This window comes from Hwangdonia seohaensis, assembly GCF_031932625.1.
GTDB lineage: Bacteria > Bacteroidota > Bacteroidia > Flavobacteriales > Flavobacteriaceae > Hwangdonia > Hwangdonia seohaensis.
The window spans coordinates 191,226-209,393 of sequence record NZ_JAVSCK010000003.1 but is presented as its reverse complement, the minus strand read 5'-3'; the positions used below and the strand labels follow the sequence as shown (position 1 = coordinate 209,393).

Annotated in this window: 19 protein-coding genes; 10 read left to right on the top strand and 9 right to left on the bottom strand. The window is 36.2% G+C overall.

Annotated elements, in window-relative coordinates; genetic code table 11:
• Nucleotide 1: 1 nt before the first annotated feature.
• Nucleotides 2-1,519 carry a 2,3-bisphosphoglycerate-independent phosphoglycerate mutase gene (gpmI, locus tag RNZ47_RS10010; RefSeq protein WP_311939521.1) on the top strand — a complete coding sequence of 506 codons (1,518 nt, stop codon included), beginning with the start codon at nucleotides 2-4 and terminating at the stop codon, nucleotides 1,517-1,519.
• A gap of 105 nt (nucleotides 1,520-1,624) precedes the next feature.
• Entirely contained in the window at nucleotides 1,625-2,032 is a 408-nt protein-coding gene (locus RNZ47_RS10005; RefSeq protein ID WP_311939519.1) for a BT0820 family HAD-type phosphatase, read from the top strand.
• Between the two features lie 12 nt (nucleotides 2,033-2,044).
• Here the strand turns inward: RNZ47_RS10005 and RNZ47_RS10000 are convergent, their stop codons facing one another.
• On the bottom strand, nucleotides 2,045-3,310 hold the full coding sequence (locus RNZ47_RS10000; RefSeq protein WP_311939517.1) for an acetyl-CoA hydrolase/transferase family protein: 1,266 nt from the start codon (nucleotides 3,308-3,310) through the stop codon (nucleotides 2,045-2,047).
• A 122-nt stretch (nucleotides 3,311-3,432) separates the two neighbouring features.
• Here RNZ47_RS10000 and map point away from each other — a divergent pair, with 122 nt between their 5' ends.
• From map to RNZ47_RS09985, 3 genes are read left to right on the top strand one after another with little or no spacing between them, the layout of a single operon-like run.
• Nucleotides 3,433-4,251 carry a type I methionyl aminopeptidase gene (gene map / locus RNZ47_RS09995; RefSeq protein ID WP_311939514.1) on the top strand — a complete coding sequence of 273 codons (819 nt, stop codon included), beginning with the start codon at nucleotides 3,433-3,435 and terminating at the stop codon, nucleotides 4,249-4,251.
• Nucleotides 4,252-4,302: 51 nt separating this feature from the next.
• The gene (locus RNZ47_RS09990) at nucleotides 4,303-4,680 is read left to right on the top strand and encodes a GxxExxY protein (protein WP_311939512.1); all 378 of its coding nucleotides are present in this window, start codon (nucleotides 4,303-4,305) and stop codon (nucleotides 4,678-4,680) included.
• 37 nt (nucleotides 4,681-4,717) lie between these two features.
• Nucleotides 4,718-5,482, top strand: coding sequence for a class I SAM-dependent methyltransferase (locus RNZ47_RS09985; protein WP_311939509.1), 765 nt, complete (start codon nucleotides 4,718-4,720; stop codon nucleotides 5,480-5,482).
• 74 nt (nucleotides 5,483-5,556) lie between these two features.
• On the opposite strand, the gene RNZ47_RS09980 is transcribed toward RNZ47_RS09985, so the two are convergent.
• Both RNZ47_RS09980 and RNZ47_RS09975 read right to left on the bottom strand, forming a co-directional pair.
• Entirely contained in the window at nucleotides 5,557-6,573 is a 1,017-nt protein-coding gene (locus tag RNZ47_RS09980; protein ID WP_311939507.1) for an FAD:protein FMN transferase, read from the bottom strand.
• A gap of 7 nt (nucleotides 6,574-6,580) precedes the next feature.
• On the bottom strand, nucleotides 6,581-6,958 hold the full coding sequence (locus tag RNZ47_RS09975) for a DUF8840 domain-containing protein (protein WP_311939504.1): 378 nt from the start codon (nucleotides 6,956-6,958) through the stop codon (nucleotides 6,581-6,583).
• Nucleotides 6,959-7,107: 149 nt separating this feature from the next.
• On the opposite strand from RNZ47_RS09975, the gene RNZ47_RS09970 reads away from it, so the two are divergent.
• Complete coding sequence (locus RNZ47_RS09970; RefSeq protein WP_311939501.1) at nucleotides 7,108-7,671, top strand: DUF6090 family protein; 564 nt, start codon at nucleotides 7,108-7,110, stop codon at nucleotides 7,669-7,671.
• 325 nt (nucleotides 7,672-7,996) lie between these two features.
• On the top strand, nucleotides 7,997-8,455 hold the full coding sequence (locus RNZ47_RS09965) for a Na(+)-translocating NADH-quinone reductase subunit F (RefSeq protein WP_311939499.1): 459 nt from the start codon (nucleotides 7,997-7,999) through the stop codon (nucleotides 8,453-8,455).
• 94 nt (nucleotides 8,456-8,549) lie between these two features.
• Here the strand turns inward: RNZ47_RS09965 and nqrF are convergent, their stop codons facing one another.
• The 6 genes from nqrF to RNZ47_RS09935 all read right to left on the bottom strand — a co-directional run bounded on the left by nqrF (nucleotide 8,550) and on the right by RNZ47_RS09935 (nucleotide 14,700).
• Nucleotides 8,550-9,860: an NADH:ubiquinone reductase (Na(+)-transporting) subunit F gene (gene nqrF, locus RNZ47_RS09960; RefSeq protein WP_311939496.1), complete on the bottom strand. Its 1,311-nt coding sequence runs from the start codon at nucleotides 9,858-9,860 to the stop codon at nucleotides 8,550-8,552.
• A gap of 1 nt (nucleotide 9,861) precedes the next feature.
• Nucleotides 9,862-10,584 (bottom strand): NADH:ubiquinone reductase (Na(+)-transporting) subunit E, encoded by a 723-nt coding sequence (gene nqrE, locus RNZ47_RS09955; protein ID WP_311939493.1) that lies wholly within the window; start codon nucleotides 10,582-10,584, stop codon nucleotides 9,862-9,864.
• A gap of 82 nt (nucleotides 10,585-10,666) precedes the next feature.
• Nucleotides 10,667-11,314, bottom strand: coding sequence for an NADH:ubiquinone reductase (Na(+)-transporting) subunit D (locus RNZ47_RS09950; protein WP_311939490.1), 648 nt, complete (start codon nucleotides 11,312-11,314; stop codon nucleotides 10,667-10,669).
• A gap of 3 nt (nucleotides 11,315-11,317) precedes the next feature.
• A complete protein-coding gene (locus RNZ47_RS09945; protein WP_311939488.1) occupies nucleotides 11,318-12,061 on the bottom strand; it encodes a Na(+)-translocating NADH-quinone reductase subunit C in 744 nt (247 codons plus the stop codon).
• 2 nt (nucleotides 12,062-12,063) lie between these two features.
• Nucleotides 12,064-13,290 carry an NADH:ubiquinone reductase (Na(+)-transporting) subunit B gene (locus RNZ47_RS09940; protein WP_311939485.1) on the bottom strand — a complete coding sequence of 409 codons (1,227 nt, stop codon included), beginning with the start codon at nucleotides 13,288-13,290 and terminating at the stop codon, nucleotides 12,064-12,066.
• Between the two features lie 54 nt (nucleotides 13,291-13,344).
• The gene (locus RNZ47_RS09935; RefSeq protein ID WP_311939483.1) at nucleotides 13,345-14,700 is read right to left on the bottom strand and encodes a Na(+)-translocating NADH-quinone reductase subunit A; all 1,356 of its coding nucleotides are present in this window, start codon (nucleotides 14,698-14,700) and stop codon (nucleotides 13,345-13,347) included.
• Nucleotides 14,701-14,870: 170 nt separating this feature from the next.
• Here RNZ47_RS09935 and RNZ47_RS09930 point away from each other — a divergent pair, with 170 nt between their 5' ends.
• The 3 genes from RNZ47_RS09930 to RNZ47_RS09920 all read left to right on the top strand — a co-directional run bounded on the left by RNZ47_RS09930 (nucleotide 14,871) and on the right by RNZ47_RS09920 (nucleotide 18,155).
• A complete protein-coding gene (locus RNZ47_RS09930) occupies nucleotides 14,871-16,118 on the top strand; it encodes a type IX secretion system plug protein (protein WP_311939480.1) in 1,248 nt (415 codons plus the stop codon).
• Between the two features lie 117 nt (nucleotides 16,119-16,235).
• Nucleotides 16,236-16,622, top strand: coding sequence for a Co2+/Mg2+ efflux facilitator ApaG/CorD (gene apaG / locus RNZ47_RS09925; RefSeq protein ID WP_311939478.1), 387 nt, complete (start codon nucleotides 16,236-16,238; stop codon nucleotides 16,620-16,622).
• Nucleotides 16,623-16,979: 357 nt separating this feature from the next.
• Complete coding sequence (locus RNZ47_RS09920) at nucleotides 16,980-18,155, top strand: aspartyl protease family protein (RefSeq protein ID WP_311939475.1); 1,176 nt, start codon at nucleotides 16,980-16,982, stop codon at nucleotides 18,153-18,155.
• Nucleotides 18,156-18,168: the final 13 nt, after the last annotated feature.

Sequence of the window (18,168 nt, the reverse complement as noted above, 5' to 3'; positions counted from 1 at the left end):
AATGAACAAAAAAGTTATCTTAATGATTCTTGACGGTTGGGGAAATTCTCCAGATCCAAAGGTTTCAGCAATCGATCATGCCCACACCCCATTTATTGATTCACTATATAAAAAATACCCTTTTGCAACGTTGCGTACCGATGGCTTGCATGTTGGTTTACCCGAGGGGCAAATGGGAAATAGCGAAGTTGGCCATATGAATTTAGGTGCCGGACGTATTGTATATCAAGATCTTGTTAAAGTAAACTTAGCCGTAAAAAACAAAACGCTTAATAACGAACAGGTTTTAGTTGATGCGTTTAACTATGCCAAAAACAACCATAAAAATGTTCATTTTTTAGGTTTATTAAGCGATGGTGGCGTTCACTCGCATATCAACCATTTATTGGGTTTAATTGACGCCGCCAACGATTTTGGATTAACCAATACTTTTGTGCACGCTTTTACCGATGGGCGCGATGTAGACCCAAAATCAGGTTATGGTTTTGTAACCGAACTTGAAAACCACATTGAAAAAACAAACACCAAACTAGCAACGGTAACCGGTCGTTACTACGCTATGGACAGGGATAAACGTTGGGAACGCATCAAATTAGCTTACGATGCCGTGGTAAATGGCGTTGGCGAAAAATCGACCAACATTACCGAAACTATCAGAAAAAGTTATAAAAACGATATCACCGATGAGTTTATAAAACCCATTATTGCAGTTGATGAGGCCAACAATCCTATCGCACAAATTAAAGACGATGATGTTGTAATATTCTTCAATTTCAGAACCGATCGCGGTCGTGAGTTAACCGAGGCTTTAACCCAAACCAATTTTCATGAGCAAAACATGCATAAACTCAATTTGCATTATGTGACGCTTACCAATTATGACGATACTTATAAAAACATCAACGTTATTTTCAATAAAGAAAACCTAAATGAAACTTTGGGTGAAGTATTGGAAAAACACAACAAAAAACAAATTCGAATTGCCGAAACCGAAAAATATCCTCATGTTACCTTTTTCTTTTCTGGCGGACGCGAAGAACCATTTAATGGCGAAACCCGCATTTTAAGAAACTCACCAAAAGTAGCCACATACGATTTAAAACCCGAAATGAGCGCTTATGAATTACGCGATGCTTTAGTACCGGAATTACAAAAGGGCGAGGTAGATTTTGTGTGTTTAAACTTTGCAAATGGCGATATGGTTGGGCACACCGGCGTTATGGAAGCTGCCATAAAAGCCTGTGAAGCCGTAGATGAATGCGTAAAAGACGTGGTAACAACGGCATTGGAAAACGGGTATTCAACCCTGCTTATAGCAGATCACGGTAATTGTGAAACCATGATAAATCCAGACGGCACGCCCAATACAGCACATACCACAAATCCTGTTCCCGTTATTTTAATCGATAACGATTTAAAAGACATTAAAGATGGTATTTTAGGCGATATGGCACCAACCATTTTAAAACTTATGGGCGTTCCGCAACCTGAAGCGATGACGCAACATGCTTTGGTTTAAGCTGTGAAATTTATTGAAAAGCGTTAATGTACTAGAATTCTAAAACATCACTTAGTGCGTAAATTATTGTACTTTTGCGTCTAACTCAAGTCTGTAATTCGAAAAATGGATTTTAACCAAACGCTTATAATCGCCGTAGATTTTGATGGCACTATCGTGGAGGACGCCTATCCAAAAATAGGAAAGCCAAAACTATTTGCTTTTGAAACCCTAAAAAAATTACAGGAAGAAGGACATCGTTTGATTTTATGGACGTATAGGTGCGGTGACAGGCTAAACGAAGCTGTTACTTTTTGCGAAAATAACGGTGTTGTTTTTTACGCTGTAAATAGTAGCTTTTCGGAAGAAGAATACAGCAGTAAAATAAGCAGAAAAATCCATGCCGATTTATTTATTGACGATAGAAATATTGGTGGCTTTATAGGTTGGGGTGAAGTTTACCAAATGCTTACCAATACCAAACCAAACCTGCCTATAAAGAAAAAAGGCTTCTTTAGTTTCTTCAAACAATAAATGAAATAAAGTTTAAATCAGTTCAAAATACGTTTTTTCAATAGATGCCCTGTGATCGGGATGCGCTATATCTACCAAGGCTTTAATGCGTTGTTTAATAGTTTTGCCATATAAATTTGCGATGCCATACTCGGTAACCACGTAATGTACATGCGCACGTGTAGTAACGACACCCGCTCCCGGTTTTAAGCTCGGTACAATTCTGCTAATTCCCGTACGTGTTACTGATGGTAATGCAATAATTGCTTTTCCGCCTTCGCTGAGTGATGCGCCCCGGATATAATCCATTTGTCCACCAACGCCCGAGTACATTTTTGACCCTATTGAATCTGCACAAACTTGTCCCGTTACATCTACCTCAATAGCAGAATTAATAGCGACCATTTTAGGGTTTTGCTTAATTATTGAAACATCATTTACATAATCTGAAGCTCTCATTTCTACAAAAGGATTATCATCTACATAGTCGTACAATCGTTTTGAACCCATTAAAAAAGTGGTTAACGCGCGACCTGGATTAATGGTTTTATAGTTTCCGTTAATAACATCATTCAGAATTAAATCGATAACACCATCTGAAAACATTTCGGTGTGTAATCCTAAATTTTTATGATGTGTAAGTTGCGACAAAACAGCATTGGGAATAGATCCAACTCCCATTTGCAATGTGCTTTTGTCTTCAATCAAACTTGCCACATAAGCCCCAATTTTATTTTCAATAGCTGTAGGTTTACCCATATTGTGTGTTGGTATGGGCACATCGCATTCTACAAACAAATCAATTTCGGTATGGTGTATTATGCCGTCGCCATGTGTTCTTGGCATTTGAGGGTTTACTTGAGCAATAACCGTTTTTGCGTTTTCTATGGCTGCCAAAGTCGCTTCAACCGATACACCTAATGAGCAATAACCGTGCTTATCTGGAACGGACACGTGAATTAATGCCACGTCTAGCGGTAATATATTCCGTTTGAACAATAGAGGCAATTCACTTAAAAAAACAGGTGTATATGATCCGTTGCCGGCAGTTAATGTATGTCTAACGTTGCTTCCTATAAAAAATGAATTGACGTGAAAACTATCTTTTACTTCTGGGTTTGCATAGGGCGCTTCTCCTTCAACGTGTAAATGGCAAACCTCAACATCTCGTAATTCTTCATGCCTTTCAGACATCGCATTCATTAATAACTGCGGAGCTGCTGCAGCTGCTTGAATATAAACTCTATCGTTACTTTTAATTTTTTTTACTACTTCTTGGGCACTACCTACTTTGTACATTTTTCGGGTATTTGTAATACAAAATTATTTGTTTTAAAGATGATAGAAAATGCCAAAAGTCATATAAAACCAAAATAATTAGAATTATATTTTTAAGTATCTTTGCACATATTTTTTAAAAGATGATTGTAGTAAAAACACCCGAAGAAATTGAATTGATGCGAGAAAGCGCATTGATAGTTTCTAAAACCTTAGGCATACTTGCCCAAGAAGTAAAACCTGGAGTAACAACACTTCAATTAGATAAAATTGCCGAAGAACACATAAGAGACCATGGTGCCATACCCGGTTTTTTAGGGTTATATGATTTCCCAAACACCCTTTGTATGAGCCCAAACGAACAAGTAGTTCACGGTTTCCCAACAAACGAGCCGCTTAAAGAAGGTGACATTATTTCTATAGATTGTGGCGCTTTAAAAAATGGTTTTTACGGTGATCACGCCTTTACGTTTGCTGTTGGAGAAATTGCCCCCGAAACAGAAAAACTACTACATGTTACCAAAGCATCTTTATACGAAGGCATTAGGGCTTTTAAAAAAGGAAACCGTGTTGGCGATGTGGGTTATGCCATTCAAAAATATTGCGAAGACCACGGCTATGGGGTTGTAAGAGAATTGGTTGGTCATGGTTTGGGCAGCAAAATGCACGAGGATCCTGAAATGCCAAATTACGGGAAACGCGGTCGTGGCAAAAAATTTATCGAGGGTATGGTAGTAGCCATTGAACCTATGATTAATATGGGAACACACCGCATAAAACAACACAGAGACGGTTGGACCATTACCACTTTAGATAACAAACCAAGTGCCCATTTTGAACACAATGTGGCGTTAGTAAATGGAAAACCCGAGTTGCTTTCTACATTTGCCTATATTTACGAAGCTTTAGGTATTGAAAGTAACGAGGAAGAGGAGTTTAGACAGAAAGCTTTAGTGCTTTAAAGTTATTACACAGAGCTTCACAGAGAAATCACAGAGTTACACGAAGTGATTATGGATGACAAAATAACGAAAAAAATTATTGGAGCTGCAATAAATGTGCATCGTGTTTTAGATCCTGGATTATTAGAATCTGCTTACCAAGAATGTTTGCTTTTTGAATTGAAATCTATTGGCTTACACGTTAAAAAAGAAATTGCATTGCCAATAGTTTATAAAGACATTAAATTAGATCATGGCTACAGAATTGATTTATTAGTTGAAAATAAGATTGTGGTTGAACTAAAAACTGTGGAATGTTTTACCGATGTTCATTCTGAGCAGATTTTAACATATATGAAATTAGGAAACTATCCATTGGGACTATTAATTAACTTTCATACCAAACTATTAAAAAACGGAATTAATCGATTTATTAATTCTGCTCAGTGAATCTCTGCGATTTCTCTGTGAAACTCCGCGAAACAATTTGAAAAAACTCTTCAAAATTATACTAAACGTAATCCCAAGACCTTTACTCATTAGGTTAAGCTACATTATCCGTCCTATTGTAGCTTTTTTTTTAAAAGGAAATACATACACCGATCCTATTGATGGCAAATCCTTCAGAACTTTTTTACCCTACGGATATGGCACACAACGTAACAATGTGCTTTCGCCATCTACTTTAAGTTTAGAGCGCCACCGGCTTTTATGGTTGTATTTAAAATATGAAACCGATTTCTTTTCAGCAGAAAAGCGTGTACTGCATTTTGCACCAGAACAAGCCTTTTACAAACGCTTTAAAACCATGAAAAATCTGGATTACACGACTACAGATTTGAACTCACCTTTGGCCGATGTAAAAGCCGATATTTGCAATCTTCCTTTTAAGGACGACAGCTACGATGTTATTTTGTGCAACCATGTTTTAGAGCATATCCCAGACGACACCAAAGCGATGCAAGAACTGTATCGTGTTTTAAAGCCCAAAGGCATGGCTATTCTGCAAATTCCGCAAGATTTGAATCGGGCTGAAACGTTTGAAGACGATTCTATTACAGATCGAAAAGAACGGGCTAAAATTTTTGGACAATACGACCATGTACGTATTTATGGTCGCGATTATTTTGATAAACTTCGGAGTGTTGGTTTTACGGTTGAAGAAGTGGATTATACTGCCAATCTTTCCGAGGAGGCGATAGAAAAATACCGTTTGGCAAAAGGTGAAATTATTCCGGTTTGTTACAAGTAGTTTCGTAATTACAAAATACAATTTTAAATATTATGAGAAACCGAAACAAGTTCAGTTTGATGTAGCAATGCCATTTAATTCTCAGGAAAATCATTTAAGGCCAAAGTTTCCAATGCTTTCTCTTTATTTTCAAAAATTAAAAACACTTTAAGTTCTTTATGGGCTTTTAAAAACGATTTCACATTTTCAATTCCCATAGCTTTAAAAGCCGTGGCATAAGCGTCGGCATTCATACAATTATCTGCAATAACCGAAATACTCAACAAATTGGTTTTACTTGGGTAGCCCGTTTTTGTGTCGATGATATGCGCATAGCGATTCCCGTTTTCATCTACTTTAAACTTTCTGTAAGTTCCGGAAGTCGCCATAGCCTCATCCTTTAAAGTTATAGCTCGATTTATGGATTGCGTGCCATCAAAATTAGGGTTTTCCACACCTACGCGCCATCCCGTTTTTTTTTCGATATTAATACCGCTTGCCCTCAACTCACCACCAATATCGACCAAATGATTTTTTGCATTCTGGCTTTCCAAAAATTCTGAAACCAAATCAACCGCATAGCCTTTTGCTATGGCATTAAAATCTAAAAATGTTTCTTTTTGCTTTACAACCCGTTTATTTGTCAGCTTCACTTTATCATATCCAACTGATTGCATTAAACTGTCAATTTTAAGGCTATCGAGATTGGCTATTTTACCTTCTGGCCCAAAATCCCAAGCATTTACAACGGCGCCTATGGTTGGGTCGAAAGCTGTATTGGTGGCTTTATAAATTTCTTTAGAGGCCTTAAAAACTGTTTCGAAATGGGTATCAACCTCAACATCTTCATTATTATTTATTTTTGAAATATCTGAGTTTACTTGATAGGTAGACATCGATTTATTAATCACATAAAACAAGCTATCAATTTGCTTTTGATAGTTAATATCGGAATCGTAAGTCATTCTATAATACGTCCCAAAAACGGCACCTTCAAGTATGGTGTTTTTATGTTCTTTTTTGCATGAAACCAACGAGATAATGACAACCAAAATCATAAGACATCGACTGCCTTCCAACAGACAAAAACTCTTTTTTCTATCTCCTCCCATCTTGAGTCTAGTTTAAATTGGTTTCTAAAACCTGTATGCCGTTATATTCCATCAAATATTCTTCGTTTAAATAAATGGGCAGATTTTCGCCATTTACATTGCCCAATCCAACGCCCGCATAAAGCACTTTTGCATCGTTTTCCCGGGCATGCTTTTTAAAGGATTCCATCCAAACTACATCGTAATTATTGGGGTTATCCGGCAAAATTACAGCGCGTACAATAACAAAATAATACTGCTTGTTTTTATCGATACAAACAAATTGCGGATGTTTTTTTAGTTTACTATTAACGGCAATAAACTCAAAACCACGTTGCTCCAAGTCTTTTCCAACATGGTTCATTGCCAAATTATGTAATTCCTGTTTTGAAAGTGGTTTGCTCATGCTACAAAAATACTATTTATAAAATGATAGATAAAATTGTTTAACTTTAAAACCTATTTGATATTGCAACATTTTATGTGTTATAAAAACTGATATTATAATCAACTTAAACACCGCCATTAACTTCCTTTACTTACAACAGCAGGTTTATGATTAAATTCTTTAGAAAAATACGTTACAATCTTATGGAACAAAACAAAACGGGTAAATACTTCAAATATGCCATTGGCGAAATAATCCTGGTCGTTATTGGTATTTTAATAGCGCTTTCTATTAATAATTGGAACGAAAACAGAAAAGATAGAAATAAAGAGATATCTATTTTGAAAGCCCTCCACAAAGACTTTAAAAATAATCTGAATGATTTTAACAGAATAAAAGAATTGCATATTAACACATTAAACAAGCAAAACATCGTTTTAAGGAATATTGATAAATTTCCTAATCCCAAAGCCATCGATTCTATTTTTAATTATGGAAAAAACATGTTTGGTGGTTATACCTATAATGCATCAAACGGTACCATAGAATCTTTAATTAGCTCTGGAGATATTAATTTAATTACAAACGATACTTTAAAAAACTATTTGGTTTCTTGGAAAGATGTGTTGGAAGATTATAGCGAAGAAGAAATAATTTCCCAACGATTATGGCATACTGCTATTGAACCATATATGATAAAAAAGGGCTTGTTTTATAAACCAGACACGTAGCGCCAACTTAAACTTATACAAGACACTGTTTTTTTAAGTATGCTTAAAAGAAAACAGCATTACACAGAAAGAATTGTTAATGAGATGCTTGTAGAAAACTCGATTGAAGATTACTTAAAAGAAATTGTTAGGCTTTCAAAAACTGATTAACAAAGTATATTAAAACTATTTAATCCGCTAGCGGAAACATTAATTTCTACACCCTTTCAACAAGGTTTTAATCGAAAAACGATATGAATCTCACTTAAAAACGGTTGGCCAATTTTCAATTTTAACATTATTAATTCAGATTATTTTTGTAATTTATATACCAAATTTTCAATTTATGAAAACTTCTAATCGATTAGAATCTGCAATTAAAAAACTTTATACGGCCTATTACAGCAACCAACTGTTTCCTGAATGTTGTAAACAGTGTGCCGTTGGAAATATATTGGACAAGACCGATGGATGGCAACATTTGTCTGATTACCACGGTGCATTGCAGTTAAATTACATAGGAAGGGTACATCAAAATTTAGGGAGGAAGTTCAATGGTTATTCGCCTTTGGAATTATTGCAGATTGAAGCTGTTTTTTTAACTGCTTGTGGTTATCAATTACCACTTCATCATAAAAACAACAAACCTAAAATCCCAAACGATAACGATGTGTTGTTTGATGGTTTAATTGCAGTGATTGGCTTTTTATGCGAACTGGATGGTGTCTCAAATACCATGGATTACACTAAGTGTTTTGAGCTTGAAAATGATAGCCCAAAATATGAGTTAGAACTTTCCTTTTAGAATATTAATCTCCCTGTTTTAAAGCACCCATTTAAACAAAAAACCCAACACTTTCGCATTGGGTTTTATTTATAATCAAATATCGCTTAGCGATCTATCCTCCAAAGTCATCAAATCTAATATGCTCGTCTGGTATACCAAAATCCTCTCCCATTTTCTGAACGGCTTTGTTCATTAATGGCGGACCACAGAAATATAACTCGATATCTTCAGGAGCTTCGTGATGGTTTAAATAATTATCAATCACACAGTTGTGAATAAATCCAACGAAACCATCACCTGCTTCGTCATTTATATCTTTTTTCACTTTCCAGTTATCTTCTTCCATAGGTTCAGATAATGCCATATAGAACTTAAAGTTAGGAAAGTCCTTTTCCAATTCCCTGAAATGCTCAATATAGAACAGTTCACGTTTTGAACGACCACCATACCAATAAGTCACTTTTCTGCCCGTTTTTAGGGTTTTGAATAAGTGGTATAAATGTGAACGCATGGGCGCCATACCTGCTCCACCACCAACATAAAGCATTTCGGAATCGGATTCGTTGATAAAGAACTCGCCGTAAGGTCCTGAAATAGTTACCTTATCACCTTGTTTTTGAGCGAATATATACGATGATGCTATTCCTGGGTTTACGTCCATCCAACCGTTTTTATTGCGATCCCATGGCGGGGTTGCAATACGCACATTTAGCATAATTTCTCGACCTTCAGCAGGATAGGACGCCATTGAATAGGCTCGTTCTACTGTTTCATCGTTTTTCATTACCAATGGCCAAAGTCCAAATTTATCCCATTCTTCTTGAAACTTATCTGGTGAATCATGCTCTTCTGGATGCGCCGTAATATCAATATCAGAATATTTAATTTCACATTCTGGTATTTCAATTTGAATATAGCCACCCGCTTTATATCCCATATCTTCTGGAATTTCAACAACAAATTCCTTTATAAAAGATGCCACGTTATAATTACGCACAACGGTGGCTTCCCATTTTTTAATTCCGAACACTTCTTCCGGAATGGTAATAACCATATCTTGTTTTACTTTTACCTGACATGATAAACGTGCGCCATCTTTTAACTCTTTACGAGTAAAATGAGGGGTTTCGGTAGGTAAAGCCTCTCCGCCGCCTTCCAATACATGGCATTCGCACTGAATACATGTTCCGCCGCCACCACAAGCCGATGGTAAAAATATTTTCTGTGCGCTCAAAGTGGTTAATAAAGTGCCTCCAGAAGCCACTTCAATTTCTTTTTCGCCATTAATGGTTATTTTAACTGGACCAGATGGCGATAATTTTTGTTTTACAACTAATAGTAATGTTACCAACAACAAAGTAATAACCAAAAAGGCTGTTACTGTTGCTATAATTGTTCCTAATGTACCTGCTGCCAAAATCATATTACTCGTTTACTTTTATGTTGTTAGCTACTACTTTTTCTTGTTCCGAATCCTTTTGGGGTTCTTCAACTTTTACCGTCGTTTCTTCAACAGGCGCTTCTTCGTCGCCTCCAGTTAACATCCCGCCAAAACTCATAAAACCTATGGCCATTAAGCCTGTTATAATAAACGTGATTCCCAATCCACGTAATGCCGGTGGCACGTTTGAATATCTGATTTTTTCACGAATGGCTGCGATAGCTAAAATAGCTAAAAACCACCCTATTCCTGAACTTACACCATAGTTTAACGCCAAGCCTAAGGTTGCAATTTCACGAGATTGCATAAATAACGAACCTCCCAAAATAGCACAGTTTACGGCAATTAAGGGTAAGAAAATACCAAGTGAGTTATATAATGCTGGTGAAAACTTTTCTACTACAATTTCTACCAATTGCACCATGGTGGCTATGGTAGCAATAAACATGATGAATGATAAGAAACTTAAATCGTAATCTGCAAATTCTTCACCTAACCAGGTTAATGCGCCAGGTTGTAAAAGATACTGATCAAGCAGCCAGTTTAATGGTACTGTTATAGCTAATACGAAAATTACCGCAGCGCCCAGACCAACTGCTGTACTCACCTTTTTAGATACAGCAAGGTAAGAACACATTCCCAAGAATGTAGCGAATACCATGTTGTCAATAAATATTGATTTGAAAAATAATTCTATATGTTCCATATTCTTTTAGTCTTCAGTTCTCAGTTTTCAGTCTTCGGTTAGCATTTAACTGCCCACCGCTGACGGCTTCCTGCCAACTTATTTAATGATCTTCTACTAATGCTTTGTTTTTTGTACGTTGTACCCAAATAATGATACCTACCACTATAAGCGCCATTGGCGATAATAACATAAATCCGTTATTTTCATAACCAATAGCATATAAGCCTGTTTTTTCAATTGGATCTCCTAAAACCGGTATTCCCAATAGAGTTCCGGATCCCAGTAATTCCCTAAAGAATCCAACAATAATAAGTATTACGGCATAGCCTAATGCATTTCCAATACCATCAAGGAAAGATCTCCATGTTCCATTGGCCAAAGCAAAAGCTTCAAAACGTCCCATAATGATACAGTTGGTAATAATTAATCCGACGAATACCGAAAGCGTTTTACTTAATTCGTATGCAAAGGCCTTTAGCACTAAATCTACTATAATTACCAATGTAGCAACCACAATAAGTTGCGCAATAATTCTGATTTTTGATGGTATTACATTACGCATTAACGAGATTACCACGTTACCAACCCCCATTACAAATAGTACAGAAATAGACATTACGATAGATGCTTCTAACTCTGCAGTAATTGCTAAAGCAGAACAAATACCTAATACTTGAATGGTAATTGGGTTGTTATCTGCTAATGGATCTAATATTAATCTGCTGTCTTTTTTTGATAATAGTCCCATTCTTTATTGTTTTAAATTTTCAAAATAAGGCACGTAAAGCTTCAAATCGTTTCTTATCATTGCTGATACACCATCACCTGTAATGGTTGCTCCCGCAATGGCATCTACGGCATTATCTGTTTTATCTTCATTTCTTGGATCGGCATTCCCTTTGGCCACGTTAATACCTTTAAAAGTACCGTTGCTCATTAGATGCTCACCAATAAAATCGTCCATAAAATAACGTTGTTTAATATTGGCTCCTAACCCTGGCGTTTCGGCAGCATGGTCAAAAAATGCACCTTTCACAACCATGTCTTTATCCATAGCTATATAGGCCCAAATAGCGTCCCAAAGCCCTTTGCCTCTAATGGGTGCTATGTAATATGTTTTACCGTCTTTTTCTCCAACAAACAATGGTAGGCGTCTTGCGATACCTGCTTTGGCATTTGCTTGTTCCTTTTTAACATCAATTAAATAGGCTTGGTCGTCTTCAGTTACTTGTCCGTCCTGAATTACCAATTGTTTTTTGATATATTTTTCGAATAATCCCGGGGCGTCTTTGGTCGACACAAAATTGGCGCTGGTTTCGTCGTTATCGTTAACACCCATAGCATACAAAATGTTTTGTTGCTTTTCTAAACGCTCGTTTTCAGTAATTCTTGGCTTTAATGACGATGCCAAAAATGCTAATAAAGCACCAACTACTATTACCATGATTATGGCAAACATTATAGTATATGAATTTTTATCTGTTCTATTTTCCATCGTTATGCAACTTTAGCTTTTACACGTTTCATTCTTTTCTTAACATTACCTTTTACTATATAATGATCGATTGTTGGTGCAAACACATTCATTAATAATATAGCTAGCATAACACCTTCTGGGTATGCTGGGTTGAATACACGAATTAGTATGGAAATAAACCCTATTAAGAAACCATATATCCATTTTCCTTTGGTGGTTTGCGACGCGGTTACAGGATCTGTAGCCATAAACACCGCACCAAAGGCGAATCCACCAATGAGTAAATGATGCCACCATACCGTGCTCATTAATCCGTAAAACTTACTGCTTTCGGTAATCCAGCCAGCATCTACAACAGCATTAAATATTAATCCCATCGCGATAGCGCCTAAGGCTGATGACAACATAATTCTCCAGCTTCCTACTTTGGAAAATATTAAAAACAAGCCTCCTAGGAGAATCAATAAGGTAGACGTCTCTCCAATCGAGCCTGGTATAAATCCTATAAACATATCCGAGACCGAATAAGCAAATTCTTTACCTTGTGCTAAAGCTCCTAAAATAGTTTCGCCCGAAATGGCATCTAAATTCTCGCCAGCGGCAATCATTTGGTCGCGCTCCACAGCACCGTGAACCCACACTTTATCGCCACTCATCCAAGTTGGATATGCAAAGAAAAGGAAGGCACGTATAGTTAATGCGGGGTTAAGAATATTCATTCCTGTGCCACCAAAAACCTCTTTTCCGATTACAACACCAAAAACTACGGCTACTGCTAACATCCAAAGCGGAATATCAACCGGTACAATAAGCGGTACCAACATACCGGTTACCAAATAGCCTTCTTCAACCTCGTGTCCGTTAATTATGGCGAATATAAATTCAATACCCAAACCAACACCGTAAGACACTATTACCAATGGTAATATTTTCCAGAAACCGATTAAGAAATTATCCATGGTCCAAAATTCTGAACTAAAGAAACTTCCGGTAACGGCTTGAATTTCGCCTAAAGCTAAATGATGCTGATAGCCTGCATTAAACATACCAAAAATTAAACATGGCACCATGGCCATAATAACCGTATTCATGGTACGTTTTAAATCGTCGGCAACTTTAATATGAGTCCCATTATGTGTGGTCTCGTTTGGTAAGTATAAAAACGTATGGATAGCATTAAATGCCGGTATCCACTTTTTGTTTTTATTCTTTTCCTTAAAATTATGTAAACTGTTTTTTAAACCCATTTTTCAAGTTTATTATTTTAAAATGTCGCTTCGAGAACCTCAGCGACCACTTTATTATCCAATTTCTTTAAGCATTAAGTCTAAACCTTCTCTTATAATTTTTTGATGTGGTTGTTTAGACACACAAACAAATTCTGTTAACGCAAAATCTTCAGGAGCCACTTCGTACATGCCTAAAGCTTCCATTTCATCTAAATCTTGATACATACACGCTTTTAGTATTTGCATCGGAAAAATATCCAAAGGAAAAACGGCTTCGTAAGTTCCTGTAATTACAAAAGCACGATGCTCGCCATTGGTGTTGGTATTTAAATCGTATTTTTTCTTCGGATTTAACCAAGAAAATGTCATGGCTCTCGATGTGGAAATTTTGTTGAAGATTGGTTTGTTCCATCCAAAAAACTCATAATCGTCTCCTTCTGGAATTACTGAAATCACATTGCTGTAATAATCTAAACTACCATCTGGCTCTACCTGTTTTCCGCTTAAAACATTACCGGAAATTATACGTGCATTGGCGTCTTTTGAAATGCCTTTATCGTAAACCATAGTAGCCACTTCGCTACCAATTTTAGTTTTGAAATATCTTGGTTTTTCAACTGAAGAGCCTACTAGAGCTACAATGCGTTCGGCATTAAACTTCCCGGTAAGCAACAATTCTCCTATAATAACCAAGTCTTGCGGATTTACCGTCCAAACCACTTCGCCTTTATTTACAGGGTCTATTTTATTAATCTGGGTTCCCACATTTCCCGAAGGATGAGGGCCAGAAACCTTATGTAACGTAATACCAGATAAACCCGCTAATGGTGAATTGGATTTTTTTCCAACCGATACATGCACTTTGCCTTCTGTAAGTTTAGCAAGTGCTGTAACTGCGGCTTGTAATTCTGCTTCTTTGCCTTGTAGGGTAAAATCTAAATCGGCTGCCAATGGTGCGCTTGCATAGCCCGAAATAAAAATCGCTTTTGGCGACTTGTCTGGGTTTGCAACAACATCGTACGGACGTTGTTTTACAAACGGCCAACAACCCGATGCCAATAAATGTGCTTTAACCGAATCTGAAGTTGCAGCATCCAAGTTAAAGGTTCCATAATCTTGATAAGACTGTGCTTTATCAGCTTGAATTTTAATGGCGTCAATGCGTCTTTTGGGTCCGCGAACTATTTCCAAGACTTTCCCCGATACAGGTGAGGAAAATTTGATGTCCTCGTTAGATTTATCAAAATACAAAGTGCCTCCAGCTTTAACCGTGGCACCTTCTTTTGCGACAAGTTTTGGAATAACACTGTGAAAATCTTCTGGTCTTATGGTGTAGTAGTTACTTATTACCGCTTGTTCAACGATTTTTTCAGCTTCACCCTTAAGTTTAATGTCCAGACCTTTTTTAATATGAATGTCGTTTGACATATTTATTTTTATTGAAGTTAGTTGTCTAAAAATCGGGGCAAAAATACAAATTAAATATACAGTTTTCATAATAATTTAAACATAATTTTGCACGCAAACGTTTACTTAAAGTTCAATCGCAATATTCAGGCATTAAATTTGTTTATATTTACGAAAAACTACTGCAAAAAATGAGATTTAATCTTATCCTATTTTTAATTATCACATGGTTTCCCCAAAATCACTTTGGTCAAATACAGGAAGTTCACCCACCAGATTATATTAAAACCATTGCTTTTAAAAGCAACACAAAAGAAAGTCAACTCCCAATTTTAAAACTTGGGGAATACGTAGTGTTGGAATTTGATGCGCTAAATGGCGATGAAGAAGATTATTACTATAAAATCGAGCATTTTAATTTTGATTGGACACCTTCCATTTTAGTAAAATCTGAATATTTGGATGGGTTCGACAATCAGCGCATCCGAAATTACGAGAATTCCCTAAACACCTATCAAATATACTCGCACTATAAACTCACCATTCCTAACGCACAAACCAAACGCTTAAAGGTTTCCGGCAATTATCTGTTAAGTGTTTTTAATGATGACGACGCGCTTGTTTTCTCAAGAAAATTTATGATTTACGAAGACAAAACCAATGTTGGCGTTAGCATAAAACGCTCAAGGGATGTACAGTTTATTGAAGAAAAACAGCGTGTGGATATTGTTATTTTATCAAACAGCATGCAATTTAACAACCCCAAGCAAAATGTAAAAACCTTGGTTGTGCAAAACAACAATTTAAATACGGCCATTCAAGATTTAAAACCACAATACACCATTGGCAACAAACTGATTTACAAATACGATACCGAGTCTAGTTTTTGGGGCGGAAACGAATATCTGTATTTTGAAAACAAGGATATTAGGGCCGCCAATATAGGTGTAAGGCAAATAGATTTACAAGACCTGTACCACAACTATTTATTTACAAATACCGAAAGAGCCAGCAAACCCTACACCTATAACCCCGATATTAACGGCAATTATTTAATAACCAATATTGATGCCGACGATCCGAGTATTGAGGCCGATTATGTTTGGGTGCATTTTTCGTTATTGGCAAATGAGGGCTTAAAAGACAAAACCATACATATATACGGTAACTTTAACAATTACGCTATTAATGAAAGCACCAAAATGATTTACGATGAGTACAATAAAGTATTCACAAAACCGCTATTACTAAAACAAGGATTTTACAACTACAAATACGTGGCTGTAAATAACAACAAGCTGGACGAAGGTGCCATAAGCGGCAATTTTTACCAAACCGAAAACAATTATAAAGTTATTGTATATTACCGCGATTTGGGTGCACGCTACGATAAAATTATCGGTTTGGGCGAAGGCAACTCCGTAAATATCTCCAACTAACAGCCCGATTAAAATACCATTCAACTAATATTTTCAATCGTTGATGTTAAATTTTGTTATTCTCGTGTAATATTCATTATTTTAGCCGACTAAACGCATTGTATATCAATAGTTAACATGGTTCAACAAGTTACGAGTGGCATAAAAATTTCGGTCGAAACCAATTTCGAAGGCTCATTTTATAAAAATTATAAAACCCAGTACGCCTTTGGCTATACCGTAACCATCGAAAATCAAAGTAAAGATTCGGTGCAGCTTAACGCGCGCCATTGGGAAATTATGGATGCCTTAAACAATGTTGAAATCGTTTCCGGCGAAGGCGTAATTGGCGAAAAACCCGTTTTAAAACCGGGCGAATCGCACACCTATTCTTCGGGCTGTTTGTTAACTTCGCCTTTTGGCGCTATGAAAGGCCATTACAACATGGTAAACTTCACCACCACAAAAAAGTTTCAGGTTACCATTCCAACCTTTAAGTTAAGTGCGCCTTTTGCGATAAACTAACGTATTCGCAATGTCACCCTAAGCGCAGTCGAAGGGTCTTCATTATCCATTTCAGTTTAAAATATCAAGCATTTGGGCGTTACCACAACCCTTCGACTGCGCTCAGGGCAAGTGGTCGGGCTTTCGGTAGTCGCTTCCTCCTGCGTCGGCGAGCTCCAACAAATACCTCAATCCCTAACGCGGGTTAGTTTGTAGTGAACAGTTTTCAGTTTGCAGCCGTTTTCAAATCCGTTTAATTCTTATCAATAATTTTTTAACTAGCATTTGTTTATATTTGAGATTGAACATATCCTACAGTAAATACGTCATAAATGTATTTATCAATATGTTTGAATAATTACATCCTAAATTCAAAAAATGAAATTAGCAACTTTTCTTATAGCACTATGTTTTGTTATTCAAAAAGCAAACACCCAAAAAATTGAAAAAAATAATGACACCGGAAAAATGTCTTTCGAGCTCATTAAAGAAAAAATAATTATTCCCGTTCAAATTGGCAATAAAACGTTCAGATTTCTTGTCGACACGGGAGGCATTTTTGAAATTTCAGAAGAGGTTCAAAACCAATTTAATTTCAACCAAACAAAATCTATCACTATTGTAGACATTAACAGAAAAGAAGTTGAAATAAAATCAGTAACGGTTCCAGAAATTAAACTTGGCAACTGGTCATTTAAAAACCGAAAAGCCATTGTAAGCGATTTGCATAGTAAATATCCTTACAGCTGTTTTGAATTAGACGGAATGATTGGGCGAGATTTTTTCGATAAAGTCATTTTACATTTTAATTATGCTACAAAAACCTTTCGACTTAAAGAAAATGAAAAGGCTGTTGATGTTAATAAAAACAACAGAACAAAATTAAAATTAAGCCATCGCGGATTGCCTAACCTACAATTAAGACTAAATGGCAAAAAAGAATATATAGAATTCGATTCTGGTTCTGGCGATTTTTACAGCCCAAAAACTAGCGACGTGGAAAAAAGGCTAACTAAATCAAACCCAAACGAAGCTCTTAAATTTACTGGAGAATTCTCTTTTGGCGTTTCAATGGACGATATAAAAATCTCCAACCGTTACAAAGAAAAAGTGAAAAGTTTACAATTAGGCAGTACAACATTTATTAACTTTTATTCGCAATTTTCTAAAATTAGCGCACCACGAATTGGAGCACGCATTTTAAAATATGGTGCTGTAACTCTCGATTATAAAAACGGGTGGTTTTATTTTAAACCTTACAAACCAAACCAAAATATTGAACCATTTAAAACATTTGGATTTGATGTTGCCATACAAAATAGGTGTTACAAAGTAAAGTGGGTGCTGGATAACTCAGAAGCATATCATTTAGGAATGCGCTCTGGCGATAAAATTTTATCAATTAATAATGTTTCTACCAACAACATTAACGAAGACTGTTTTGGCTATTTGAATGGGTACAGTTTTAAAAACAAACAGAGAATAACGGTTGTATTTTTAAACAATCAAAGTGTTAAAAAGTCTATTGAATTAGAGAAGATAGTTTTCGAATAGCTAAAAAAACCAA